The 23,577-nt window shown below is 72.3% G+C and carries 25 protein-coding genes; 17 read left to right on the top strand and 8 right to left on the bottom strand.

Annotated elements, in window-relative coordinates:
- Positions 1 to 90 precede the first annotated feature (90 nt).
- From CS0771_RS09765 to CS0771_RS09755, 3 genes are all read left to right on the top strand, one after another.
- Positions 91 to 396 (top strand): 4a-hydroxytetrahydrobiopterin dehydratase, encoded by a 306-nt coding sequence (locus CS0771_RS09765; protein ID WP_203743050.1) that lies wholly within the window; start codon positions 91 to 93, stop codon positions 394 to 396.
- A gap of 77 nt (positions 397 to 473) precedes the next feature.
- The gene (locus tag CS0771_RS09760; RefSeq protein WP_212840693.1) at positions 474 to 956 is read left to right on the top strand and encodes a hypothetical protein; all 483 of its coding nucleotides are present in this window, start codon (positions 474 to 476) and stop codon (positions 954 to 956) included.
- A 25-nt stretch (positions 957 to 981) separates the two neighbouring features.
- On the top strand, positions 982 to 1,440 hold the full coding sequence (locus CS0771_RS09755) for a GNAT family N-acetyltransferase (protein WP_212840692.1): 459 nt from the start codon (positions 982 to 984) through the stop codon (positions 1,438 to 1,440).
- Between the two features lie 105 nt (positions 1,441 to 1,545).
- On the opposite strand, the gene CS0771_RS09750 is transcribed toward CS0771_RS09755, so the two are convergent.
- The gene (locus CS0771_RS09750; RefSeq protein ID WP_212840691.1) at positions 1,546 to 1,800 is read right to left on the bottom strand and encodes a hypothetical protein; all 255 of its coding nucleotides are present in this window, start codon (positions 1,798 to 1,800) and stop codon (positions 1,546 to 1,548) included.
- Positions 1,797 to 2,477: a GNAT family N-acetyltransferase gene (locus tag CS0771_RS09745; protein WP_212840690.1), complete on the bottom strand. Its 681-nt coding sequence runs from the start codon at positions 2,475 to 2,477 to the stop codon at positions 1,797 to 1,799. Before CS0771_RS09745 ends, CS0771_RS09750 begins: the two co-directional genes overlap by 4 nt.
- A 261-nt stretch (positions 2,478 to 2,738) precedes the next feature.
- Between CS0771_RS09745 and CS0771_RS09740 the strand changes: the two genes are divergently transcribed.
- Positions 2,739 to 4,838 carry a hypothetical protein gene (locus CS0771_RS09740; protein ID WP_212840689.1) on the top strand — a complete coding sequence of 700 codons (2,100 nt, stop codon included), beginning with the start codon at positions 2,739 to 2,741 and terminating at the stop codon, positions 4,836 to 4,838.
- A gap of 162 nt (positions 4,839 to 5,000) precedes the next feature.
- Complete coding sequence (locus CS0771_RS09735; protein ID WP_212840688.1) at positions 5,001 to 5,375, top strand: YciI family protein; 375 nt, start codon at positions 5,001 to 5,003, stop codon at positions 5,373 to 5,375.
- A 106-nt stretch (positions 5,376 to 5,481) separates the two neighbouring features.
- Here the strand turns inward: CS0771_RS09735 and ychF are convergent, their stop codons facing one another.
- A complete protein-coding gene (ychF, locus tag CS0771_RS09730) occupies positions 5,482 to 6,567 on the bottom strand; it encodes a redox-regulated ATPase YchF (RefSeq protein WP_212840687.1) in 1,086 nt (361 codons plus the stop codon).
- A gap of 206 nt (positions 6,568 to 6,773) precedes the next feature.
- Between ychF and CS0771_RS09725 the strand changes: the two genes are divergently transcribed.
- From CS0771_RS09725 to CS0771_RS09700, 6 genes are all read left to right on the top strand, one after another.
- A complete protein-coding gene (locus CS0771_RS09725) occupies positions 6,774 to 8,342 on the top strand; it encodes a DNA-3-methyladenine glycosylase 2 family protein (RefSeq protein WP_212840686.1) in 1,569 nt (522 codons plus the stop codon).
- Positions 8,339 to 8,791 carry a methylated-DNA--[protein]-cysteine S-methyltransferase gene (locus CS0771_RS09720; RefSeq protein ID WP_212840685.1) on the top strand — a complete coding sequence of 151 codons (453 nt, stop codon included), beginning with the start codon at positions 8,339 to 8,341 and terminating at the stop codon, positions 8,789 to 8,791. Before CS0771_RS09725 ends, CS0771_RS09720 begins: the two co-directional genes overlap by 4 nt.
- A 256-nt stretch (positions 8,792 to 9,047) precedes the next feature.
- Positions 9,048 to 9,617, top strand: a complete 570-nt coding sequence (locus tag CS0771_RS09715; RefSeq protein ID WP_212840684.1) for a winged helix-turn-helix domain-containing protein — start codon at positions 9,048 to 9,050, stop codon at positions 9,615 to 9,617.
- Positions 9,618 to 9,643: 26 nt separating this feature from the next.
- Positions 9,644 to 11,089, top strand: coding sequence for a S10 family peptidase (locus CS0771_RS09710; RefSeq protein ID WP_212840683.1), 1,446 nt, complete (start codon positions 9,644 to 9,646; stop codon positions 11,087 to 11,089).
- A gap of 45 nt (positions 11,090 to 11,134) precedes the next feature.
- Positions 11,135 to 12,283, top strand: coding sequence for a DNA recombination protein RmuC (locus CS0771_RS09705; RefSeq protein ID WP_212845739.1), 1,149 nt, complete (start codon positions 11,135 to 11,137; stop codon positions 12,281 to 12,283).
- Between the two features lie 139 nt (positions 12,284 to 12,422).
- Positions 12,423 to 13,112: a hypothetical protein gene (locus CS0771_RS09700; protein WP_212840682.1), complete on the top strand. Its 690-nt coding sequence runs from the start codon at positions 12,423 to 12,425 to the stop codon at positions 13,110 to 13,112.
- A 77-nt stretch (positions 13,113 to 13,189) separates the two neighbouring features.
- Here the strand turns inward: CS0771_RS09700 and CS0771_RS09695 are convergent, their stop codons facing one another.
- The gene (locus tag CS0771_RS09695) at positions 13,190 to 14,176 is read right to left on the bottom strand and encodes a 4-hydroxy-3-methylbut-2-enyl diphosphate reductase (RefSeq protein WP_371821563.1); all 987 of its coding nucleotides are present in this window, start codon (positions 14,174 to 14,176) and stop codon (positions 13,190 to 13,192) included.
- A 10-nt stretch (positions 14,177 to 14,186) separates the two neighbouring features.
- Between CS0771_RS09695 and xseA the strand changes: the two genes are divergently transcribed.
- Together xseA and CS0771_RS09685 are read left to right on the top strand one after the other, a co-directional pair.
- Positions 14,187 to 15,404 (top strand): exodeoxyribonuclease VII large subunit, encoded by a 1,218-nt coding sequence (xseA, locus tag CS0771_RS09690; protein WP_244870711.1) that lies wholly within the window; start codon positions 14,187 to 14,189, stop codon positions 15,402 to 15,404.
- Between the two features lie 2 nt (positions 15,405 to 15,406).
- Complete coding sequence (locus tag CS0771_RS09685) at positions 15,407 to 15,604, top strand: exodeoxyribonuclease VII small subunit (protein ID WP_212840680.1); 198 nt, start codon at positions 15,407 to 15,409, stop codon at positions 15,602 to 15,604.
- A gap of 127 nt (positions 15,605 to 15,731) precedes the next feature.
- Here CS0771_RS09685 and CS0771_RS09680 read toward each other — a convergent pair whose 3' ends face one another.
- Complete coding sequence (locus CS0771_RS09680; RefSeq protein WP_244870710.1) at positions 15,732 to 16,652, bottom strand: DMT family transporter; 921 nt, start codon at positions 16,650 to 16,652, stop codon at positions 15,732 to 15,734.
- Between the two features lie 185 nt (positions 16,653 to 16,837).
- The gene (gene glpX, locus CS0771_RS09675; RefSeq protein WP_212840679.1) at positions 16,838 to 17,836 is read right to left on the bottom strand and encodes a class II fructose-bisphosphatase; all 999 of its coding nucleotides are present in this window, start codon (positions 17,834 to 17,836) and stop codon (positions 16,838 to 16,840) included.
- Between the two features lie 139 nt (positions 17,837 to 17,975).
- Between glpX and CS0771_RS09670 the strand changes: the two genes are divergently transcribed.
- Together CS0771_RS09670 and CS0771_RS09665 are read left to right on the top strand one after the other, a co-directional pair.
- A complete protein-coding gene (locus CS0771_RS09670; protein WP_212840678.1) occupies positions 17,976 to 18,500 on the top strand; it encodes a DUF4245 family protein in 525 nt (174 codons plus the stop codon).
- Positions 18,501 to 18,736: 236 nt separating this feature from the next.
- Positions 18,737 to 19,693 carry a hypothetical protein gene (locus tag CS0771_RS09665; RefSeq protein ID WP_212840677.1) on the top strand — a complete coding sequence of 319 codons (957 nt, stop codon included), beginning with the start codon at positions 18,737 to 18,739 and terminating at the stop codon, positions 19,691 to 19,693.
- 46 nt (positions 19,694 to 19,739) lie between these two features.
- Here CS0771_RS09665 and CS0771_RS09660 read toward each other — a convergent pair whose 3' ends face one another.
- Complete coding sequence (locus tag CS0771_RS09660; protein ID WP_212845736.1) at positions 19,740 to 20,663, bottom strand: NAD-dependent epimerase/dehydratase family protein; 924 nt, start codon at positions 20,661 to 20,663, stop codon at positions 19,740 to 19,742.
- Positions 20,664 to 20,779: 116 nt separating this feature from the next.
- Here CS0771_RS09660 and CS0771_RS09655 point away from each other — a divergent pair, with 116 nt between their 5' ends.
- Both CS0771_RS09655 and CS0771_RS09650 read left to right on the top strand, forming a co-directional pair.
- On the top strand, positions 20,780 to 21,484 hold the full coding sequence (locus CS0771_RS09655; RefSeq protein ID WP_212840676.1) for a TetR/AcrR family transcriptional regulator: 705 nt from the start codon (positions 20,780 to 20,782) through the stop codon (positions 21,482 to 21,484).
- A 46-nt stretch (positions 21,485 to 21,530) separates the two neighbouring features.
- Positions 21,531 to 22,454 carry a carbohydrate kinase gene (locus tag CS0771_RS09650; RefSeq protein WP_212840675.1) on the top strand — a complete coding sequence of 308 codons (924 nt, stop codon included), beginning with the start codon at positions 21,531 to 21,533 and terminating at the stop codon, positions 22,452 to 22,454.
- Between the two features lie 155 nt (positions 22,455 to 22,609).
- On the opposite strand, the gene CS0771_RS09645 is transcribed toward CS0771_RS09650, so the two are convergent.
- Positions 22,610 to 23,569, bottom strand: coding sequence for an NAD(P)/FAD-dependent oxidoreductase (locus tag CS0771_RS09645; protein WP_212840674.1), 960 nt, complete (start codon positions 23,567 to 23,569; stop codon positions 22,610 to 22,612).
- Positions 23,570 to 23,577: the final 8 nt, after the last annotated feature.

The following is a 23,577-nucleotide window of genomic DNA, read 5'->3' as shown; positions in this document are numbered from 1 at the left end:
GCAGGCAGGATAGGTCTCACCGAAGTGTCGGCGCGGACAAGATTCGGCCACAAGCCGGTATCAGTCGCCTGGGAGGTATCGGAGGTGCGGATGGGCGCGGTCTGGAGACGGGGCCAGCGACGCGACTACATCAGCGACGCACTTTCGCAGCTCAAGGGATGGGTCCACGAGGGCGACTGCCTCAAGCGCACCCTCCCCCTCGATGACACCCAGCACGCGGTGATGACCGAGCGCATCTCGGTCGCCGCGGACACCTTCGGGATCCGCCCCCACATCCGCCGCCTCGACGGCCGCACCCAGATCCAGCTCTGCGCCGGGGACAACGGCGCCCTCACCGACGCCGAGATCGGCATGGCCGCCCGCGTCGAAGCCGCCTACCGGTCCCTCAGCGAGTGAACCGTCCCCCGTCGGCAGGGTAGCGGAAGCCCGCGCCATCCCTCACCATGATCCGGTCATCCCCGACCGGAGGTTCCATGAGCGCGCTCCGCTCGCCGCAGACCACGCCCGGCCGGCTCGCCCGGCATACGGCCGCCCTGGTGCTGCTCGGTCTGCCGCTGCTCGTGCTGGTCCGCAGCGGCTACCCGGACACCCCGTGGTGGCTCGCCACGGCGGCGGCCGTATGCGCGGCGCAGTTCGCGGCACTGTTCGCGATCGACCTCGAGGAGCGCTTCCTCGCTCGCCGGCAGGCGCGGATCACCGGCGTCCCGGTCGCGCCGGACGAGCAGCCGCAGGGCGTCTACGGGCTGCCGCGGCCGTGGCGCATCGCCTCCGAGATCATCACCTTCCTGCTCTGCTGCCCCGCTGTCGCGCTGTACCTCGCCTGGAGCGACACCCAGCCCGGCACGCCGTCCTGGGTCGTCATGCTCGCGTCCGCCACGGTCCTGGGGTACGCGGGCCGCGCCGCCGACGCGGGGCTGGTCGCGCTCGCCACAAGGCTCGGGGCAAACCGGCGCTGACCGGAGGCGCGTACCATCCGCATCCATGATCAAAGTAGCGATCCGGCCGGTGACCGCACTCGACGAGCCCCGCTGGCGCGAGCTGTGGGACGCCTACACCCGCTTCTACGAGCGCGAACCCGTCGAGGAAGTCACCCGGCACACCTGGGCGCGGATCATGGACGAGCACGCGCCGGTGTACGCGATCGTCGCGGAGAGCGGCGGGGAGGTCGTCGGCATCGCGAACTACCTGCTGCACGAGAGCACGTCCGCCCTCGCCCCGGTCTGCTACCTGCAGGACCTCTTCGTCGACCCGGCGGCGCGTACCCGGGGCGTCGGCGGCCTGCTGATCGACCGGCTGTGGGAGCTGACGCGCGCCAACGGCTGGTCCCGGCTCTATTGGCAGACCCGGGAGAACAACTACCGGGCCCGCGCCCTCTACGACCGCTACACCCCGCACAGCGGCTTCCTGCGCTACGTCCTGAGCAACCCGGACGCCGCCTGACGCGGTGAGCCCGGCACCGCCGGCAGGCGGGCGGTCCAGTCCGTCACCGTGGCCGTGATCCATCTCTGCCGCACGCTGCGCCGCTCCCGTGAGCAGCTCCGGCACTCACTCCTCGGTCTCGATGACCTCGGTGAAATGGCTGTTGCGCCACATCTCGTGGCGGCGCAGCAGCACCGCGACCGAGTGCACCGCGAAGTTGATCACGCCGAGCACGAGCAGCACGTTGGCGAGCACCGAGTAGAACGCGGACTCGGTGGACTGGGGATCGTCGAGGGCGAGGGCCGTGCAGAACAGTCCCGCCGCCGTGAGCAGGATCGCGGGGACCAGGAACCGCAAGGTCTGCGCCGGGTGGTGGGTCACGTCGTCTCTTCTCGCCGAGGGGCTTCGCAGCCTATGACATCGCCGCTCGTCTGTGGCATGTCCACGACATCGCTCCTGATGCGGGCGTGCAGGTGCATGTCGTGGCGGCCGTCGGCGTGTACGGCGTCGCTGCGCTTGGTGCCCTCCAGGAGGAAGCCCGCCTTGACGGCGACCCGGCAGGAGGCCGGGTTGCGGGTCGAGTGGTCCAGGTGCAGGCGGTAAAAGCCCGCCTCGCCCAGCGCCCAGCCGCTCAGCGCGGCCAGCGCCCGGGAGGCCACCCCGGCGCCGCGGGCGGCCGGGAGCATCCAGTACGCGCACCCGGCGACGCCGTCGTCGAGGTTCATCCCGCCCAGCGCGAGGCGGCCCAGCACCTCGCCGCCGTCGCGGGTCACCGCCCAGCTCGCCCCGGTCTCCTGCGCCCAGGCGAGGCCGTACTGCGCGAACCAGGCGAGCACCTGCTCCTCGCACGACGGCTGCCGGGTGTGCCAGCGCCGGATCGCCGGATCCTGATACGCGGCCAGGAAGACCGGCGCGTCGGCCGCCTCCCACGGCCGCAGGACCAGGCCGCCCGGGGCGGACAGCACCGGCTGCGGCGCCGCGGACAGCGTCCCCGCCGGGACGGCGGCCGGCGTGACGATCGCCCGGCCCCACGTCCGGGCGGCACCGGACGCCGTCATCCCGGCCACTCGCTCACCGTGACGTGTCGGGCTCTGAGCTCCGCGACCGGGCGGTCCCGCACCCGTCCCACGAAATCGTCGGTGTAGGCGGCTTCGAGCAGGGCCAGGCGCAGGCAGGCATCCACGCGGGCAACCTACCCGGACGGCCGACCCCACGATGTGGAGGCCCGGTGAAAACGGGTCCGTCCGGCGTGGCGGATCCTCCTACACTTTCGCCGTCCGGCATCGCGCCGTGACCTGACATTCCTGGGGAGGTATTTCGTGCACAACCGACACGGGGGATGGCGGTTCGCCATGGCCGCCGCGCTGTCGGCGGCGACCGCCGCCGCGACGGTGCTCGTGGGCGCCGCACCTGCGGGCGCATCACTGATCACGTTCAAGCGGGCGGACTCGCTCGCCTACACCGACTCGTTCACGCCCGACACCGCGCACGTCGGCGTGCCCGGCCACGCGCCGGTCGGCGCCTGGCGCGACGACGACCACAAGAAGCACGTCTCGCGCTCGTACTTCACCTTCGACCTGGCCGCCTACCGCGGCAAGACCATCAAGACCGCCTACGGCGTGGCGCGCGAGGTCGAGGTCGCCGACTGCGACAAGCAGCGGCGCGTGGAGGTATGGCGCACCGCACCCGTCACCGCGCAGACCACCTGGAACAACCCGCCCGCGCCGATCGCGAAGCTGGGCGAGCTGACCCTCAGCTACTACGGCTGCCCCTCGGGCTACCTGGAGTTCGACGCGCTGGAGGCGGTGCGGGACGCCATCACCCGCGCGGACGCGACGCTCACCGTCGAGCTGCGCATCCCGGAGGACAACGAGGGCAACGTGCACCTCGGCCGGACCTTCGACCGCGGCCTGGGCATCTCGATCAACGCCAACACCACGCCGCACACGCCGACGTCGCTCAAGGTCGACTACTCGTCGTGCGCCGGACCGGAACCGCTGCTGATCAGCAGCCGGTCCCCGGTGCTCAGCGCGCAGACCGGTGACCCGGACGTCAACGAGACCGGCGGCACCGACTTCGTCTACGCCACGTTCGCCATCTGGCCGGTCGCCGACCCGTCGGCCCGCCGGGAGTACGCCAACGTGGGCATCTCCACCTCGCCGGAGTCCCGGATCCAGCTCCAGCTGCCCTACGACTCGCTGACCGACGGCACGTACGCGTTCCAGGTCAAGGCCACCGACAACGAGGCGGAGACCGGCTGGTCCGAGGAGTGCCGCTTCACCGTCGACACGGTCCGCCCGGCCGGCGCCCCCACGGTGACCTCGACCGACTATCCGAGCGACGAGTGGGCCGGTGGCGGCGGCGTCCCCGGGCAGTTCACGTTCAGCATGCCCGGCGTCGCCGACCTGGACGGCTTCTCCTACACCGTCGGCTGGCAGGGTTCGTCGTACGTCGCGGCCGACGCGAACGGCAACGCCACGGTGACCATCACCCCGACCGAGGACGGCCCGCTCCAGCTCCACGTGCGCGCCTACGACAAGGCCCGCAACCCGTCGGAGAGCACGACCTACGACTTCTACGTCCGGCCCACCTCGCCCACCATCGAGGACCTCGACCCGCAGGGGTGGCTCGGCCAGGCCCGGCGCATCGTGTTCCGCCCGAACATGAGCGACGTGGTGTCGTACGTGTACACCGTGAACTACGGCCCCGAGCAGACCGTCACCGCCGCGGCGGACGGCACCGCGCAGGTCGAGGTGACGCCGCAGGACGGCTACACCGAGATCCGGGTCCGCAGCGTCACCGCGGCCGGGCTGCGCTCCAGCGAGGGCTGGACGTATCTCATCGCCGCCACCACGCCGTACGTCTCCTCGCCGGACTGGCCCTACGCCGAGACCGGCAAGCCGATGGGCAGCACCGGCACCTTCACCTTCCGCCCGCACACGGCGGGCGTGACGGAGTACGTCTGGTCCGTCGACGGTCAGGAGCCGCAGACCGTGGCCGCGAACGCCGACGGCGTGGCGACCGTGTCCTGGACGGCGACCACCTCCGGCTGGCACAGCGTCATCGTGTACTCCCGCACCGCCGGGGGCACCGAGTCCGAGGCGGCGTACTACGACTTCATCGTCGACTCGGTCTCGCCCGTCATCGACTCCCACGGTGTCCAGTGGGGCCAGACCGCCGGGCAAGTCGGCGAGCCGATCAGCTTCGGGTTCAGCCCCCGGGCGCAGAACGTCGTGTCGTACACGTACCGCATCGGCAGCGAGGACGAGGTCACCGTGCCGGCGGGCGCCGACGGCAAGGCGGCGATCGCCTGGACGCCCGCGTCCACCGGCGGCTACCTGCTGCAGGTGCGCAGCACCAGCGCCGACGGCACCGTGTCCGACCTGGCGTACTTCTACTTCTACGTGAACCAGCAGTAGACCGGTTGGAACGCGAGGAGCCGGCCGCTGGTGCGGCCGGCTCCTTTCGTGTATGGCGGACCTTCAAAAATTCTCCGGGTATAGCGTCGGATCTCAGGCGAGCCGTTCGTAGCAGAGGTGAGCGGCGGCCGGTGGAAGCCGCCCGGACCAGGGAGTCATGCGATGACGCGATACTTGATCTCGTTCAATGACGGCGCGATGGACCACATCCCCGCCGAGGAGATGGCCGACGTGGGCAAGGCCTCGCACGCGGTGGTCCAGGAGGCCGTGAACGCCGGGGTGTGGGTGTACGGCGCGGGGCTGGAGCGGCAGCGGGCGAGCATCGTGGCCACGGACGGGATGGTCACGGACGGCCCCTACCCGGAGACCAAGGAGGTCGTCGGCGGGTTCTCCGTGGTCGAGGTGGCCACCCGCGAGGAAGCGCTGGAGTGGGCCGCCAAGATGGCCGTCGCCTGCCGCTGCGCGCAGGAGGTCCGGGAGCTCCTGCCCGACCCCGAGACTGACGAGATGCTGCGCCGGGCCGACCGGCGCGGATGACCTTCCAGCGGGAACGGGGGCAGGCTGGATCCAATGACCCGGGCTTCACGTCAGGCCCGGTCCCCGGATCCAGCCGGATCCCGCAGGAGGCGCTCGTCTCCGAAGCTCAGACGTTGAAGCGGAACTCCACCACGTCGCCGTCGGCCATGACGTACTCCTTGCCCTCCATGCGGACCCGCCCGGCGGCCTTGGCAGCCGCCATGGAGCCCGCCGCGACGAGGTCGTCGTACGCCACGATCTCGGCCTTGATGAAGCCGCGCTGGAAGTCGCTGTGGATGACGCCGGCGGCCTCGGGGGCGGTCGCGCCGACCGGGATGGTCCAGGCGCGCGCCTCCTTCGGGCCCGCGGTGAGGTAGGTCTGCAGGCCGAGCGTGCCGAAACCGACCCGGATCAGCTGGTTGAGGCCGGGCTCGGACTGGCCGATGGCCTCCAGCATCTCGGCCGCCTCCTCCGGCGACAGGTCGATCAGCTCGGACTCGATCTTCGCGTCCATGAACACGGCCTCGGCCGGGGCGACCAGCGCGCGCAGCTCGTTGAGGAACTCCTCGTTGCCCAGCTCGGCCTCGTCGACGTTGAAGACGTACAGGAACGGCTTCGCGGTCATCAGGTGCAGCTCGCGCAGCTCGGCGAGGTCGATGCCGGCCTTGGCCGCGCCGGCGAACAGGGTGGTGCCGCTGTCGAGCAGGTCGCGGGCGGCCTTCGCGGCGGCGAGGATGCCGGCGCGGTCCTTGCGGAGCTTGGCCTCCTTCTCCAGCCGGGGCAGCGCCTTCTCGACGGTCTGCAGGTCGGCGAGCATCAGCTCGGTGTTGATGGTCTCGATGTCGTCCTTCGGCGAGACCTTGCCGTCGACGTGCACCACGTTCGGGTCGCTGAAGGCGCGGACGACCTGGCAGATCGCATCCACGTCGCGGATGTTCGCGAGGAACGCGTTGCCCTTGCCCTGCCCCTTCGAGGCGCCCTTGACCAGGCCCGCGATGTCGGTGAAGCTCACCGGCGCGGGCAGGATGCGCTGCGAGCCGAAGATCTCGGCGAGCTTGTCCAGCCGCGCGTCGGGCAGCCCGACCACGCCCACGTTGGGCTCGATGGTGGCGAACGGGTAGTTCGCCGCGAGCACGTTGTTGCGGGTCAACGCGTTGAACAGGGTGCTCTTGCCGACGTTGGGCAGGCCGACGATCCCGATGCTGAGGCTCACGACAGAACAGCTTACGTCCCACCCCGTCTATCCCCGCCCTCCCGCCCACCCCCACGTGACCAGCCCCTCAAGATCGCGTCGATCTTGCGCGAACTGTTGCCCTTTTGCCCGGTTAGCGCGTGTCGTACCCACAGTTCACGCAAGATCGGCGCGGGAGAGGGGTGAGGTCCGATTTCCGCTAGCAGCGAGGGCGGGGGCGGGGGAGGGTGGGGGGCGTGGATAGGTATTACCGGGCGGTTAGCAGTCGGGATTCGCGGTTTGACGGGGTGTTTTGGACCGGGGTGACGTCGACGGGGATTTACTGTCGGCCGTCGTGTCCGGCGAAGACGCCGAAGGTGGAGAACTGCCGGTTCTTTCCGAGTGCGGCGGCGGCGGCGCGGAGCGGGTTCCGGGCGTGCAAGCGGTGTGCGCCGGATGCGGTGCCGGGGTCGGCGCAGTGGGACAGCCGGGCCGATGTGACGGCGCGGGCCGTGCGGCTGATCGGGGACGGGGTGGTGGACCGGGGCGGGGTGCCGGAGCTGGCGTCGCGGCTCGGGTACACCGAGCGGCATCTGCACCGGCTGCTGGCCGAGGAGCTGGGGGCGGGGCCGCTGGCGCTGGCCCGGACCCAGCGGGCGCAGACGGCCAAGACGCTGATCGGCAAGACGGGGCTGAGCCTGTCGGAGATCGCGTTCGCGGCGGGGTTCGGCAGCATCCGGCAGTTCAACGACACGTTCCGCGAGGTGTACGGGTGTGCGCCGTCGGCGCTGCGGCGCGAGGACGCGCCGGTGGACGGCACGGTGGCGCTGAAGCTGAGCTACCGCGCGCCGCTGCACGCGCAGTCGCTGTTCGGGTTCCTCGCCATGCGCACGATCGCGGGCGTGGACGAGTACCGCGACGGGCGTTACACGCGGGCGCTGCGCCTGCCGCACGGTCCGGCGACGGCCACCCTGTGGCCCGAGGACGGGCACGTCGCAGCGCTGCTGCACCTGAGCGACGTGCGCGACCTGACCCCGGCGGTGGCGCGCTGCCGGCGGCTGCTGGACCTGGACGCCGACCCGGCGGCGGTCGACACGGTGCTGGGCGCCGACCCCGCGCTGAGCGCGGCGGTCGCCGCCGAGCCGGGGGTACGCCTGCCGCGCAGCGTGGACGGCTTCGAGATGGCCGTACGCGCCGTCGTCGGCCAGCAGATCAGCGTCTCCGGCGCCCGCACCGTCCTCGCCCGCCTCTGCGCCGCCGCAGCCGCCCTCGACGACGCCGAGCTCGGGCGGCCCGCACCAACCCGGCACCCCGCCACCGGCCTGGACGACCGTCCGGGAACCCGCACGGCCGCCGAACGGAGCGGCAGTTTCGGGGAAACTGCGGGAATGTCAGCCCGCCTGGCTGCAGTTTCCCCGAAACTGCAGCCAGGTCAGGGCACGATGCCCGGGTTTCCGACGCCGGAGCAGGTGCTGGTGCTGCCGGATGAGGTGTTCGCGATGCCGGTCGCGCGGCGGCGGACGCTGCGGGCGCTGGCCGAGGCGGTGCGGGACGGGCTGCGGCTGGACGCGGGCAGCGACCGGGCAGCGACCCGGGAGGCGCTGCTGGCGCTGCCGGGAGTGGGCCCGTGGACCGCCGACTACGTCGCGCTGCGCGCGCTCGGCGACCCGGACGTCCTGCTGACCACCGACCTGGGCACCCGGCGCGGCGCGAAGGCGCTCGGCCTGCCCGACGACCCCGCGGCGCTCGCCCGGCATGCCGAACGCTGGCGGCCGTGGCGCTCGTACGCACAGATCCGACTCTGGAGAGCAGCATGATCACGATAGAGACTCCCGCCGGCCCCTTCACCATGACCGGCGACGGCACCGCCGTCACCGCCGCGGTCTTCGGCACCGAGCTGCCCGCGGGCTGGGCCGCCCCGGGCGAGGTGCCGGAGAAGGCCGTGGACGCGGTACGCGCCTACTTCGGCGGCGACCTGGCGGCGCTGGACGCCGTCCCGGTCGCCCAGCACGGCACGGCGTACCTGGAGCAGTGCTGGGACATGCTGCGCACGCTGGACGGGCCGATCACGTACACCCGGCTGGCCGAGCTGACCGGACGCCCGGCGGCGGTGCGCGCGGCGGCGCAGGGCTGCGCCCGTAACCAGGTCGCGCTGATCGTGCCGTGCCACCGGGTGCTGCGTACCGACGGCTCGCTGGGCGGCTATCGCTGGGGACTGGACGTGAAGCGCTGGCTGCTCGCCCACGAGGCCGCTCACCGCGCCTGAGCGCCACCCGGTGATCAGGGCTCCCACCCGGCTGTTCTCTCGGCGGGGTGGGAGCCTCGCGCATGAGGGCGGCGGCGCGTCGTCGACCGGGTCGAGAGGATTTAATTTCCTACTAGACCGATAGGAATTGAGGAGTTAAGCTGGCCGGGTACTTGCTGAGTCGCTCGTGGAGGGTCACGTGCAGCGCACATTCCGATGTCGCCGGTCGCTCGCACCGCAGCCCACCCGCGATCCCGCAACGACCAGGAGTTTCGACATGACGACGACCCTGCTGCCCGAGTCCGCGTACACCGGCGCGGCGCTCCCCACCCTGCTCGGCCAGTCCCCCGCCCACATCCCGGACGGCGCGGACGAGCCGCTCACCGTCACGCTCACCCTCAAGCTGACCGGCCCGGACGCGGCGAGCGCCGCCACCCGGCTGGTGCACGCGCTGGCCGATGCCGAGCCGCTGCGCGACACGATCTGGGACGGCGAGATCGCCACCCCGGCGCCCGCGCCCGCCGCCGTGTCGACGGTGACCCCGGTGGTCATCGACACGGTCAGCCGCACCGTCGACGTCGACGGCGCTGCGGTGCGCTTCACCCGCCGCGAGTTCGAGCTGCTGTTCTTCCTGGTCCGGCACGCCGGGGCGGCGTTCACCCGGCTGCAGCTGATGCGGGCGGTGTGGGGGCACGAGTTCAGCGGCGAGCGCACCGTCGACGTGCACGTGCGCCGGGTGCGGGCCAAGCTCGGCGCGCACGGCGCGGCACTGTCGACCGTGCACGGCTTCGGCTACCGGCTGGAGACCGGGGGCAGCATCGGCCTGCGCCGGGGAGCGGCAGCCTAGCGGCCTGCGCAGTAGGGTCTGTCGCCATGGCAGACGAGCAGAGCAAGAACGGTGCGCCGACCCCCGACACCGAGCCGGCCGACGACCTCAGCGTCACCCATCACCAGGTCGCCGGCCTGCGCTACACCGCCACCGCGGGCCGGATCGTGCTGCGCGGGGAGTCGCACACCGAGGACGCGTTCGACGGGCACCAGGCCAAGGCCGAGATGTTCGTGGTCGCGTACACGCTGGACGGGGCCGACCCGGGGACGCGGCCGGTGACGTTCGCCTTCAACGGGGGCCCCGGCTCGTCCAGCGTATGGCTCCACCTGGGCCTGCTCGGCCCGCGCCGGGTGGTGATGGGCGACGCGGGGGCGCTCACCGGCCCGCCGTACGGGCTGACCGACAACACCGAGACCCTGCTGCGCCACTCCGACCTGGTCTTCATCGACCCGGTGTCGACCGGCTACTCCCGGGCGGTCAAGGGCGGCAAGAGCAAGGACTACCACGGCTTCACCGGCGACGTGGAGAGCGTCGGCGAGCTGATCCGGCTCTGGACGTCCCGGCACGGGCGCTGGACCTCGCCGAAGTTCCTGTGCGGCGAGTCCTACGGCACGCTGCGCGCCGCGGCGCTGGCCCACCACCTGCAGGACCGGCACGGCATGTGGCTCAACGGCCTGATGCTCGTGTCCAGCGTGCTCAACATCGGCACCCTGGAGTTCCACCCGCACCTGGATCTGGCGTACCCGCTGTTCCTGCCGACGTATGCGGCCATCGCGCACTACCACGGCCTGCACGGCGACCGCCCGCTGCCCGAGGTGCTGGCCGAGGCGGAGGAGTTCGCCCAGCGCACCTACCCGTGGGCGCTGGAGCGGGGCGCGCGGCTGACCGAGGCCGAGCGCACCGCCGCGATCGGCACCCTGGCCCGCCTCAGCGGCCTCGACCCCGACTACGTGGACCGGGTGAACCTGCGCCCGGAGCACGTGCGCTACTTCACCGAGCTGCTGCGTTCGCGGCGGCGCACGGTCGGGCGGCTGGACGGGCGGTTCACCGGCTGGGACGCCGACTACGGCCGGGAGCACTGGACCAGCGACCCGTCCTTCGACGCGATCATGGGCCCGTACACCGCGGCGATCAACCACTACCTGCGCGGCGAGCTGGGCTTCCACAACGACCTGCCGTACCGGGCGATCAGCAGCGACGTGCACCCGTGGTCGTTCAAGGAGTTCGAGGGGCAGCACATCAACGTGGCCGACAAGCTGGCCGCCGCGATGCGCGCCAACCCGCACCTGCGGGTCCAGGTGGCCTGCGGCTACCACGACGGCGCGACGCCGTACTACGCCTCCGAGCACACGTTCGCGCACCTGGAGATCCCCGCCGAGCTGCGCGGCAACGTCGAGTTCAAGTACTACGAGGCCGGGCACATGATGTACGTGCACGAGCCGAGCCGGCTGGCGCAGTCGCAGCACCTGGCGGACTTCGTCACGGCTTGACATCGGGCGTGGTGTCGCCACGGCGAGGGTGATCGCGGATGGCACATTGGAGCCGTGGAGACTCTCGCGATCGTGGTCGTGTGCCTTCTCGCGGGCGGTGGGCTGGGCTGGCTCGCCGCCCGCGCGAGCACCGCGACCGAGACGGCCCGGCTGCAGGCGACCCTCGACGCCACCCAGGCCGGGGAGGCGCGGCTGGAGCAGGCGATGCGCGTGCTGTCGTTCGAGGCGACCGCGCAGTCGCAGGAGGCCGTGGCCCGCGCCGTGGCGCCCCTGCACGACACGCTGCGGCGCTACGAGCAGCGCGTCAACGAGATGGAGCACGACCGCGTCGACGCGTACGCCCAGCTGCGCGAGCAGGTCCGGGCCTCGGCCGAGGTGTCCGCGTCGCTGCGGATGGAGACGAGCCAGCTGGTCGCGGCGCTGCGCACCTCGCACGTCCGCGGCCGGTGGGGCGAGCACCAGCTGCGCCGCATCGTCGAGGCGGCCGGCATGCTGCGCCACTGCGACTTCGACGAGCAGGTCACCGCGCTGCGCGACGTGAGCGCCGACATCGCCGTGGTCCGCCCCGACCTGGTGGTACGCCTGCACGGCGGGCGCAGCGTGGTGGTCGACGCGAAGGTGCCGCTCGACGCGTACCTGACCGCGCTGGAGTCCCGCGACGAGCGCCAGCGCGACACGTACCTCGACGCGCACGCGCGTGCCCTCAAGTCACATGTGGACATCCTGGCCGGGCGGGCGTACTGGCAGGCGTTCGAGGCGACGCCCGAGTTCGTGGTGCTGTTCGTGCCCGCCGACCCGTTCCTGGACGCGGCGCTGCAGCGCGACCCGGCGCTGCTGGAGCACGCGTTCGCCCGCAACGTCGTGCTGGCCACGCCGTCGACGCTGGTGGCGCTGCTGCGTACGGTCGCCTACACCTGGCGCCAGGAGGCGCTGTCGCGCAACGCCCTGCAGATCCACGAACTCGCCAAGCAGCTCTACGCCCGGCTGGGCACGGTCAGCGGCCACCTCACCAAGCTCGGCTCGTCGCTAAGCGGGTCGGTCACGGCGTACAACGCCGCCATCGGCTCCCTCGAACAGCGCGTCCTGGTCACCGCCCGCCGCATGACCGAACTCGGCGTCACCGGCGACGACCTCCCCGAACAGAAGCCCCTCGACATCGCCCCCCGCCAGCCCCAAGCCCCCGAACTCCTATGAAAGGAAGGGCACCTTCTTATCGTTTTCCGTAGTAGAAGGTGCCCTTCTTAACGCTCACGGGTTCGGCCGGACAGGCGATCTGCGGAAAAGCGCCGCGGCCTAGGCTCCAGGAGTCGCCTGAGCCCGATGTGGAGAGCCGATGAGCGAGACCGGCCCGGTCGCCCGCCCGCGCCACCTGTACCGCAACCTGGTCGCCTGGTCCGCCGTGGCCGCGGTCGCGAGCGTGCTGCTCGGTGGGGTGCTGATGCGGACCTCGGACGGCGCTCCGGCGACCGCCCCGGCGGCGGCCGCGCCGAGCGCAGGCGCCGCCGAAGCGGACCTCTCGGCGGCGGCGCAGCTGGCGGCCATCCCGAGCGGCGTCGCGACCGTCCCGCCGAGCCCGGCCGCCACGCCGCCCGCCAAGCCCAGCACGAAGGCACCGCCCCGCCCGCCACGCAGCCCGTCCCCCGCGCCGAAGCCGGCCTGTACGCCATTCGGCACCGTCTCGGCGAACGTGCCGAAGCCCGACGGCTCCTTCACCTTCCGGGTGAGCGGGCTGGAGGAGAAGCCGGTGAAGTGGTGCCCGGGACAGCGCAGGCGGGTGCTCTGGGCCAGCTACGTGTACCAGCCGGACGGTTCGGCGAAGCTGTTCGCCTCGAAGGTGGGCTACCTGACCGAGGCGCAGCCGACGCTGGCGATGAAGCTGGTCACGGACCAGCCCGACTGCAAGGTGTCGTGGTACATCGTGGCCACCGACGCGGCGATCCCGAAGACCGTCCCGCCCGGCGGCCGCGCGTTCCACCGCGCGATCGGCCACAAGTGGGAGGACGAGCCGGAGCGCTGCTCCTGAGCGGCAAGCGCCGACCAGGAGACGTTAAGAAGGGCACCTTCCTCTACGGAAAACGATAAGAAGGTGCCCTTCCTTTTCTAGCGGGCGGCTTTCATGTCGCGCTTGAGTTCCTGGGGGAGGGAGAAGGTCAGGCGCTCCTGGACCGTGACGACCTCCTCGACGTCGGCGAAGCCGAGCTCGGCGAGGCGGGCCAGCACCTGGGTGACCAGCTCCTCGGGGACGCTCGCGCCGGAGGAGAGGCCGACCGTGGTGGCGTCCTCCAGCCAGGCGGGGTCGATCTCGTGGGCGAAGTCGATCAGGTGGCCCTGGCGGGCGCCGGCGTTCACGGCGACCTCGACCATGCGGACCGAGTTCGACGAGTTGCGGGAGCCGACGACCAGGATCACGTCGCAGTCGGGGGCGATCTGCTTCATGACCTGCTGGCGGTTCTGCGTGGCGTAGCAGATGTCGTCGCTGGGCGGCGACTGGAGCAGCGGGAGCTTCTCCTTGAGCCGGGCCACGGTCTCCATGGTCTCGTCCACGCTGAGCGTGGTCTGGGACAGCCAGACGACCTTGTTCGGGTCGCGGACGGTGACGTTGGCCACGCCCTCCGGGCCGTCGACGAGCTGGATGTGCTCGGGGGCCTCGCCGGAGGTGCCGATGACCTCCTCGTGGCCCTCGTGGCCGATGAGCAGGATGTCGTAGTCGTCGGCGGCGAAGCGGCGGGCCTCCTGGTGCACCTTGGTCACCAGCGGGCAGGTGGCGTCGATCGCCTTGAGGTTGCGCTCGCGGGCCTGGTCGTGCACCACCGGGGCGACGCCGTGCGCCGAGAAGATCACGGTCGAGCCCTCGGGGACCTCCTCGTTCTCCTCGACGAAGATCGCGCCCTTGGCCTGCAGCGTGCTCACCACGTGCTTGTTGTGCACGATCTCCTTGCGCACGTAGATCGGGGCGCCGTAGAGCTTCAGCGCCTCTTCGACGGTCTGCACGGCGCGGTCGACGCCGGCGCAGTAACCACGGGGCTTGGCGAGCAGAACACGCTTGCGAGGAGTCTCAACCACCAGACCATCGTACCGGCGGCCTATGGTGAGCCCTGTGACGGAGCAGAGCTCGGCGGAGCAGCCGTGGCCCGTAAGAGTGGTCAGCCAGAAGATCAGTGCCTGGATCGGGCGACTCGGGTGGATCTGGGTCGACGGACAGGTGGCGCAGCTCTCCCGGCGACCCGGCTCGCAGACGGTGTTCCTCACCCTGCGTGACCCGTCCGCCGACCTCAGCCTGACCGTCACCACGGGCCGCGAGGTGCTGGACCGGGGCGCGCCGGAGCTGTCCGAGGGCGCCCGCGTGATCGTGCACGCCAAGCCGGAGTGGTTCGCCCAGCGCGGCACGCTCAGCCTGCGCGCCGACGAGATCCGCCAGGTCGGCCTGGGCGAGCTGCTCGCCCGCCTGGAGCAGCTGAAGAAGCTGCTGCAGGCCGAGGGCCTGTTCGACCCGCGCCGCAAGCGGCGGCTGCCGTTCCTGCCGCAGCGCATCGGGCTGATCACGGCGCGGGCCAGCGCCGCCGAGCGCGACGTGCTCACCAACGCGCGCCGCCGCTGGCCGTCCGTGGACTTCCGGGTGATCCCGGTGACCGTCCAGGGGCCGACCGCGGTGCCGTCGATCATCGGCGCGCTGCAGCTGCTCGACGCCGACGAGAGCGTCGACGTGATCATCATGGCCCGCGGCGGCGGCTCCGTGGAGGACCTGCTGCCCTTCAGCGACGAGGCGCTGTGCCGGGCGGTGTTCGCCTGCCGTACGCCGGTGATCTCCGCGATCGGGCACGAACCGGATACGCCGCTCGTGGACTGGGTGGCCGACGTACGCGCGTCCACGCCGACCGACGCGGCCAAGCGGGTCGTCCCCGATCTGGGTGACGAGATCCGCCTCATCGAGCAGGCGCGCGGGCGGCTGACGCGAGCGGTGCGCCATCGGGTCGAGCGCGAGCAGCAGCGCCTCGACAGCCTGCGCAGCAGGCCCGCGCTGGCGAAGCCGTACCAGATGATCGAGACCCGGGCGACCGAGGTCACCGCCCTGCGTGACCGCGCCGCCCGCGCCCTCACCCACCGCCTGCACCGCGCCGAGGGCGACCTCACCCATACCCTGGCCCGCCTGCGCGCCCTGTCCCCCGCCGCCACCCTGGCCCGCGGCTACGCCATCGTGCAGCGCCCCGACGGCCACGTCGCCCGCGCCGCCACCGACGTCGCCCCCGGCGACCCCCTGCGCATCCGCCTCGCCGCAGGCGAACTGACCGCCACCGTCACCGACACCAAGGAGTGACCATGCCCGCCAAGCAGCCCGAGGCCCTCTCCTACGAGCAGGCCCGCGCCGAACTAGCCGAGGTGGTCCAGAAACTAGAATCCGGCGGCGGCACCCTCGAGGAATCCCTCGCCCTCTGGGAACGAGGCGAAAAACTAGCCCAAATCTGCCAGCACTGGCTCGACGGCGCCAAAGCCAAACTCGACGCCGCCACCCCCTGACCCCACCCCACCCCACCCCGCCACCCCCTCTCCCGTCGATCTTGCGTGAACTGTGGGTGCGACACGCCCATAACGGTCGTATCCCTAACACTTCGCGCAAGATCGACGCGATCTTGGCACCGCGGGATCAGCCGCGGGCGGCGATGCGGACGGCGAGGAGGGTGAGGAGGGCGCCGGTGACGGTGAGCAGGTCGGGGCGGCCGGCGGGGCCGGGGATCAGGGCGTCGATGCCGAGGGCGCCGAGGATCTGACCGGCGATCATGCCCAGGCCCAGCAGGAGTACGCCGATGCGGTGCACCACCGCCGCGGAGATCGCGATGAACACGATGCCGAGCGGGCCGCCGATGTAGAGCCAGGGCTCGGCGGGGAACGCGCCGGGCGGGCCGCCGCCGCGCAGCGCCGACTCGATCGCGAGCGCGACCAGCAGCCCGGCGCTGCCGACCGCGAAGTTGAGCAGGGTCGCGGGCCACGGCGAGCCCGCCGCGCGGGCCACCCGCCCGTTGACGCCCTGCTGCCAGGCGACCGCGACTCCGGCGAGCAGCGGCAGGGCGGCGAACCCGAGGGCGGCCGGATCGCCGAAGCTGTCCCCGACCGCGATCACCACCGCGACCACGCACAGCACGGCACCGATCAGGCGGTTGCGGGTCACCGGGTGCACCCCGCCCGGCCCCACCCCGAACCGGTCCACGGCCAGGCTCGACGCCGACTGCCCCGCGACCACCGCCACGATGAACACCGACACCCCGAGCAGCGGCACGGTCAGCCCCTGCGTCGTGACCAGGAACGCCCCGCAGGCCCCGCCGACGCACTGCCACCAGCGCAGCTCACCGGAGCGCAGCGCGGTCAGGATGCGCCGCGCGTTGCGGTGCATCCACGGCAGCGCCAGCAGCAACACCACGAGCCCGACCCCGAACGACACGGTCGCGGCGGCGATGCCGTCGCCGAGCTGCCGCCCCAGCTCGCCGTTGATCCGCGACTGCAGCGCCAGGCACACGCCACCGAGCACGGCCAGCCCGACGCCGAGGGCCTTCCCGGTGCCCGCGCTCACGCCGACCCCGCCAAGAAGATCTTCACGCGCCCACTCTGCCGCCCCGGCCGCCCCCGTCCCCGCGCCACCCCGCCAAGATCACGTCGATCTTGCGTGAACTGTTGGGGATATGACCGTTATAGGCGTGTCGCACCCACAGTTCACGCAAGATCGGCGCGGGAGGGGGGCGCGGCGGAGGGGCGCGGTCAGGCGAAGTCGATCTTGGAGTAGCCGGCGAGTTTTTCGAGGCGGTGGTAGGAGTCGATGACGCGGATGGTGCCGGATTTGGAGCGCATCACGATGGACTGGGTGTAGGCGCCGTTGTCGCGGTAGCGGACGCCGCGGAGGAGGTCGCCGGAGGTTACGCCGGTGGCTACGAAGAAGACGTTTTCGCCGGTGACGAGGTCGTCGGTGGTGAGGACGCGGTCGAGGTCGTGGCCGGCGGCGAGGGCCTTTTCGCGTTCTGCGTCGTCGCGGGGCCAGAGGCGGCCCTGCATGACGCCGCCGATGCACTTGAGGGCGCAGGCGGCGGTGATGCCTTCGGGGGTGCCGCCGATGCCCATGAGGACGTCTACGTCCGATTGTTCGCGGGCGGCGGAGATGGCGCCGGCGATGTCGCCGTCGGAGATGAAGTTGATGCGGGCGCCCGCCTCGCGGACCTCGCGGACCAGGTCGGCGTGGCGGGGGCGGTCGAGGATGCAGACGGTCAGGTCGGAGACGCGTACGCGCTTGGCCTTGGCGATGCGGCGCAGGTTCTCGGTCCAGCCTGCGGTGATGTCGACGACGTCGGCCGCCTCGGGGCCGACGACCAGCTTCTCCATGTAGAAGACGGCGCTCGGGTCGAACATCGCGCCGCGCTCGGCGACCGCGAGCACGGCCAGCGCGTTGGGCATACCCTTGCTCATCAGGGTGGTGCCGTCGATCGGGTCGACGGCCACGTCGACCTCGGGGCCGCTGCCGTCGCCGACGCGCTCGCCGTTGAAGAGCATCGGCGCGTTGTCCTTCTCGCCCTCGCCGATGACCACGGTGCCGGCCATGGGCAGCGAGTTGATCAGCTTGCGCATGGCGTCGACGGCCGCGCCGTCGCCGCCCTCCTTGTCGCCTCGCCCCACCCAGCGACCCGCGGCCATGGCCGCCGCCTCGGTCACCCGGACGAGGTCCAGCGCGAGGTTCCGGTCGAGATCCTGCGGAGTACGGGTCGCCATGCTGCTCCTCCTACGAATCGGCCTGTTGGCATCCTGTCATGCCGCGGCCTGAACGCACGTTCGGGTCACCGTTTGCCGATCCTGTCCGCCCAGGTCCCCGGGTGCGGTGTGACCTGTGACATCGGTCAAGATGGTGTACGTGAGCGCAGTGGAGAACGAGCAGGCGCAGGTGCCGCAGTCGGGTGGGCGTACCCCGAAGGACATGGCGCTGTCCCTCGGTGTCCTGCTCATCCCCCTGTTGCTGATCGTGCTGGGCTACCGCCTGTTCTACGGCTGGGACGCCGCGGTGACCGTGGACCCGGCCCACGCGATCGAGAGCGCGGGCCGTGCGTCGCTCGCGCCGCTGCCCGGCACCGCACCCGACGGCTGGCAGACGGTCACCGCGAAGTACGGCGACGGCGTGCTGCGCATCGGCTACCTGGACCCGGACGGCAAGGGCGCGCAGCTGGTGCAGTCCCGCGCGGGCGCGCAGGCCCTGCTCGCCGCCGAACTGGACGGCAAGGCGCAGGCCGACGGCGAGACGGTCGTCGGGGCGGTCACCTGGCAGCGCTACCTCGGGCCGGAGGGGCGGACCGCCCTGCTGCGCACCGCGGGCAACACCGCCACGCTGCTGGTCGGCAAGGACGCCGACCTGACCGCGCTGGCCGCCGCCGTCACCCGCTGAGACCCGCCCACCACCTGCGCCCCGGGCCACCGCGATCGCCCGTCGAGCCGGTCCGGCGCAACCGGACTGTCAGGTATCCGCACCACTTCTGCCTCGGTGGGCGAGCCCGAACCGGATGATCCGGCCAAAGCCTCGGCCGGACAGGCCGACGCCCGGTGGTCGCGGCGCGGGCTACGGTGAGACCCGCCGCGCGGTCGTGAATGGAGCCCCGGCACATCTGCGTACCGAGGACTTCGATGACTTCTCCCGCCGCCCAGGACGCGCCGCGCCCGGGTGCCACCCGCAGGCGCAGGGACGCGGCCGTGGCCGCCGGGCTCGCGCTGCTGGCCCTGCTCACCTGTGCGGCGGCGACGCGGCGCGCGTCGCTGACCACCGCGCAGGCGACGGTCGTCGCCGGGGACCTGCGCGCGATGTACGAGCGCATTCAGGGCTCGGTCGAGCAGCGCACCGCGGCCCTGCTGCTGGCGCACGTGGCCCGGCAGGAGCCGATCCGCGCGTGCATGGCCTCGTCCGGTTTCGAGTACGCGTTCGCGCCGTTCGGAGACCCGTTCGGGGGCCGGACCCGGCTGCTGCTGCCGGCCGAGGTGTCCGCGGTCGTCGACCCGGGCGCGGAGGAGGCGCTCAAGCTCGTCCCACAGACGATCGAGCCGGTGGAGGTCGTGCCCGTGGCACACCCCGCCTCCTACGAGAAGCTGTCCGCGGCCAAGCGCCGCCTCTACGACGACACGGTGCTGATGTGCGAGCCGCCGATCGAGGACCAGCCCACCGACACGATCGCGCCCGCGCTCAGCGGTGACCTGGACGCCGACTTCCTGGCGATGCTGCGCCGTGTCGGCGACGACCAGGAGGTCGCCGCCCGGATGGAGTTCTACGCCTCCTGCATGGGCCAGCGCGGCTACCCGGTGCACACGGTCGGCGAGCTCTTCGCCGCGGTCACCGCGAAGTTCCACGACGACTCCGGGGTGCCGCTGCGGCCCGAGTCCTCGCTGATGCCGCTGGCCAAGGCGTACCAGCAGGACGCGGTGCGGGCTGACGGCGAGTGCCGCACCCCGGCCTGGACCGCCGCGATGACGCTGGCCCGGGGCGAGCTGGCCGCGTTCGCGCGGGAGCACGCGACACAGCTGGCGGCGCTGGACGCCGAGTGGGCGGGCCTGGCCGGCCGCGCCGCCGAGGCCCGGGCCGAGCTGGCCTGAACCCCGGCGCACGCCGCCACCTCGTCACGCGCTCCCCCGGCACGGCTCAGGCGTCGCGGTACTTCGCGGCGGCGTCGGCGAGGGTCGTGTCCAGCGGGGTCGGCGCCAGCCCGAAGGTGCGCTCGGTGACCGACGAGTCGAGCGCGAACGGCTTCGCGAACTGGTAGTACGTCGACCGCAGCTCCTTGACCAGCGGCGAGAACAGGCCCATCGCCCACAGCAGCGGATACGGGATGCGGCTCAGCCGTGGTCGGGGTAGCCCGATCAGCTCGTGGGCGCGCTCGGCCGCCGCCCGCGCCGACATCGCCGGCGGGGTCGGCACCAGCCAGGCCCGTCCCCAGGCCCGCTCGTCGGTGGCGAGCACGACCAGCGTGCGGGCCAGGTCGCCGATGGCGGTCCAGCTGTGCGGCGCGTCGGGGTCGCCGACCACGTACGCCGTCTTCCCCTTGGCGGTGCGGGACAGCACGGTCTGGCCGAGGATCCCGTTGACCTCGTAGCCGACGTAGTCGGAGGCGCGGGCCTCGGTGGCGCGGATCCGGCCGGCCCGGTGCGCGGCCAGCGCGTCCTCCCACATCTGGGCGCGTACCCGCAGCTTGGGGTTGGTCGCGGCGAGCGGGGTGGCCTCCGTGATCGGGCCGTCGACGGGGCCGTAGCCGTACAGGTTGCCCGCGGTGACCAGCACCGCGCCGGAGATCTCGGCGGCGTGCAGCAGCGACGCGGCCAGCGGCGGCCAGTCGGTGAGCCAGCGGTGGTACGCCGGGTTGGCGCAGTTGTAGAGGGCGGTCGCGCCCGTGCACAGCTCAGCGAGCCGGGCGGCGTCGGTGGCGTCCGCGGCGACCGGTTCGATGCCCGGCGCCTGCGGTCCGGTGCCGCGGCGGGTCACGATCCTGACCTGCTCGCCCCGCTCGGCCAGCAGCAGTGCGGTGGCGGTGCCGACGGGGCCTGCGCCGACGATGACGTGCATGTCCAGTCTCCCCAGATCTGCGATGCAATTCGAGAGCGACGCTCTCTGTTAGGAACAGTGAACACGCCGTCTCCCGATATTGTCAAGAGCACTGCTCTCGTTTTGTTGTTATGCTCTCCGGCATGACCGCCAAGAGCATCCGCGCCCGCGTACGCGACGAGCTGACCAGCGAGATCAAGGCCATCGCCCGGCGCCAGCTCGCCACCGAGGGGGCCAACCTGTCGCTGCGCGCCGTCGCCCGCGAGCTGGGCATGGTCTCGTCAGCGGTCTACCGCTACTTCCCCAGCCGCGACGACCTGCTCACCGCGCTGATCATCGACTGCTACGACGAGCTGGGCGCGGCCGCCGAGGCCGCCGAATCGGTCGTGGACCGCGCCGACCTGCTGGGGCGCTGGCTCGCCGCCGGGCACGGCATCCGCGACTGGGCGCTGGCCAACCCCGCCGAGTACGCGCTGATCTACGGCTCGCCGGTGCCCGGCTACCAAGCACCGCAGGCCACCGTCGGCCCGGCCGCGCGCACCACCGATCTGATCCTCACCATGCTCGCCGACGGCGTGGCGGCGGGCACCGTCGCCGTCCCCGCCGCGGGGACCGGCGACCCGCCGCTGTCGCCCGTGCTCGCCGCCGACTTGGACCGCATCGCCGCGCTGGCCTGCCCGACCGTCCCGCGCGAGCTGCTGGCCCGGGGCGCCACGGCCTGGGTCCAGCTCTTCGGCGCGCTCACCTTCGAGCTGTTCGGGCGCTTCCAGAACATGATCGAGGAGGGCCGCCGCGACTTCTTCGACCGCCAGCTGCGGGTGATGGCGGCGTACGTCGGGCTGCGGTGACGGGTGCCGCATTGCCCGGCCGTCGCGCGCCCGCCACACTATGCGGGTGATCGTCGTAGCCGGAGAGAACGTCGTGGACCTCGTCCCCGCCGGGGAGGGTCTGCTGCGCGCCGCGCTGGGCGGCGGGCCGGCCAACACCGCCATCGCGGCGGCCCGGCTCGGCGCGCCGGTGGCGATGGCCGCCCGGCTGGGGCGTGACTCGTTCGGCACCGCGTTCCGCAACCGGCTCACCTCGTCCGGCGTGGACACCCGCTACCTGGTGGACACCGCGCAGCCGTCGGCGCTGGCGCTGGCCACCGTGGGCGCGGACGGCGAGGCGCTGTACGACTTCTGGCTGGCCGGGGCGGCCGACTTCGGCTGGCGCGAGCGCGAGCTGCCCGACCTGCCGGACGGCAGCACCATCCACATCGGCTCGCTGGCCGCGTTCCTGCCGCCCGGCGCGGACACGCTGGAGCGCTGGGCGGTGCGCCACCGCGACCGGTGCACCATCGCCTTCGACCCCAACGTGCGCGGCGTCGCGCTGGCCCGGCCCGATTCGCTGGTGCGGCTGGAGCGCCTGGTGGAGCTCTCCCATCTGGTACGCGCCAGCGAGGGCGACCTGGCGCACGCGTACCCCCACGTGCCCCCGATGGAGACCGCGCGCCGCTGGCTGAAGGCAGGCCCGCGCCTGCTGGTGCTGACCCACGGCGACGCCGGCGCCACCGCGATGACCGCCGACACCGAGGTCGACGTGGCCGCCCCGGCGATCTCGATGATCGACACCATCGGCGCGGGCGACACCGCGATGGGCGCCCTGCTGGCCTGGCTGCACGACGCGGGCCGCCTGCGCGACCAGCTCAGCCGCGAGCTGGCCCCCGAGACGCTGCGCCTGATGCTGCGCCACCTCTGCGACGCCGCCGCCCTCACCTGCACCCGCCCCGGCGCCGACCCGCCCACCCTCGACGAACTCCGCGCCTTCCAGCTCGTCTGACCCGACCCCGCCGCCCGCGGCCCGGCCCGGCGCGGCCCCGCGCGGCGTCAAGATCGCTCAACTTGCCTGGCACATGGGCGAAAGCGCGCCCAAGATACGCCCGTTTGCCAGGCAAGTCGGACGATCAAGGCCGTGGGGCCGCGGGCGGGGCCGGATCAGGGCACGTCCTCGGAGGAGTGGCCGGGGAAGAGGTGGGCGGACGGGTCGATGACGATCGCGGCGTTGTTGACGGCGGTGGCGGCCTCGCCGAAGCCGGTGGCGATCAGCCGGACCTTGCCCGGGTACTCCACGATGTCGCCGGCGGCGAAGACGCGCGGCAGGTTGGTGAGCATCGTCGAGTCGACGGTGATGTGCCGCTTGTCCAGGGCCAGGCCCCACAGCGCGAGCGGGCCGAGGTCGGCGGTGAAGCCGAGCGCCGCCACCACCACGTCGGCCGGGATCTCCTCGGTGCCGTTCAGCTCGACCGACTCGACCCGGTCGCTGCCCAGGATCTTGGTGACCTGGCTGTTGACCTCGATGCGCACCGGCAGCGACTGAACCCGCGCCACGGTGGACGCGTGCGCCCGGAACTTGTCCCGCCGGTGCACCAGGGTGACGCTCGCGGCGAGCCCGGCCAGCGCCAGCGCCCAGTCGAACGCGGAGTCGCCGCCGCCCACGATGACCACGTGCTTGCCGGCCAGCACGGTCGGGTCGGGCACGAAGAACATGATGCCGGTGCCGGTGAAGCCGTTCGCGGCGGGCAGCGGGCGCGGCGTGAACGAGCCCAGGCCGCCGGTGATGATGACCGCGCCGCAGCGCACCTCGGTGCCGTCGCCGAGGCCGAGCACCGGCTTGCCGTCGTCGTAGGCGAGCGTCGCGGCCTGCACGCCGAGCCGGTAGTCGGGGCTGAAGGCGCCGGCCTGAGCGACCAGGTTCGCGATCAGCTCGCGCCCGCGGATCGCCGGGAACCCGGCCACGTCGAAGATCATCTTCTCCGGGTACATGGCGGTCACCTGACCGCCCGCCTCGGGCAACGCGTCCACGACCATGGTGCGCAGCCCGCGGAACCCGGCGTAGTACGCGGCGAACAGACCCGTCGGGCCCGCTCCGATGATCGCCACATCGACATCGCTCATGTGGTGAA

The sequence above is a fragment of the Catellatospora sp. IY07-71 genome, from assembly GCF_018326265.1.
Lineage (GTDB): Bacteria > Actinomycetota > Actinomycetes > Mycobacteriales > Micromonosporaceae > Catellatospora.
This window is presented reverse-complemented; position numbering and strand designations above follow the sequence as displayed.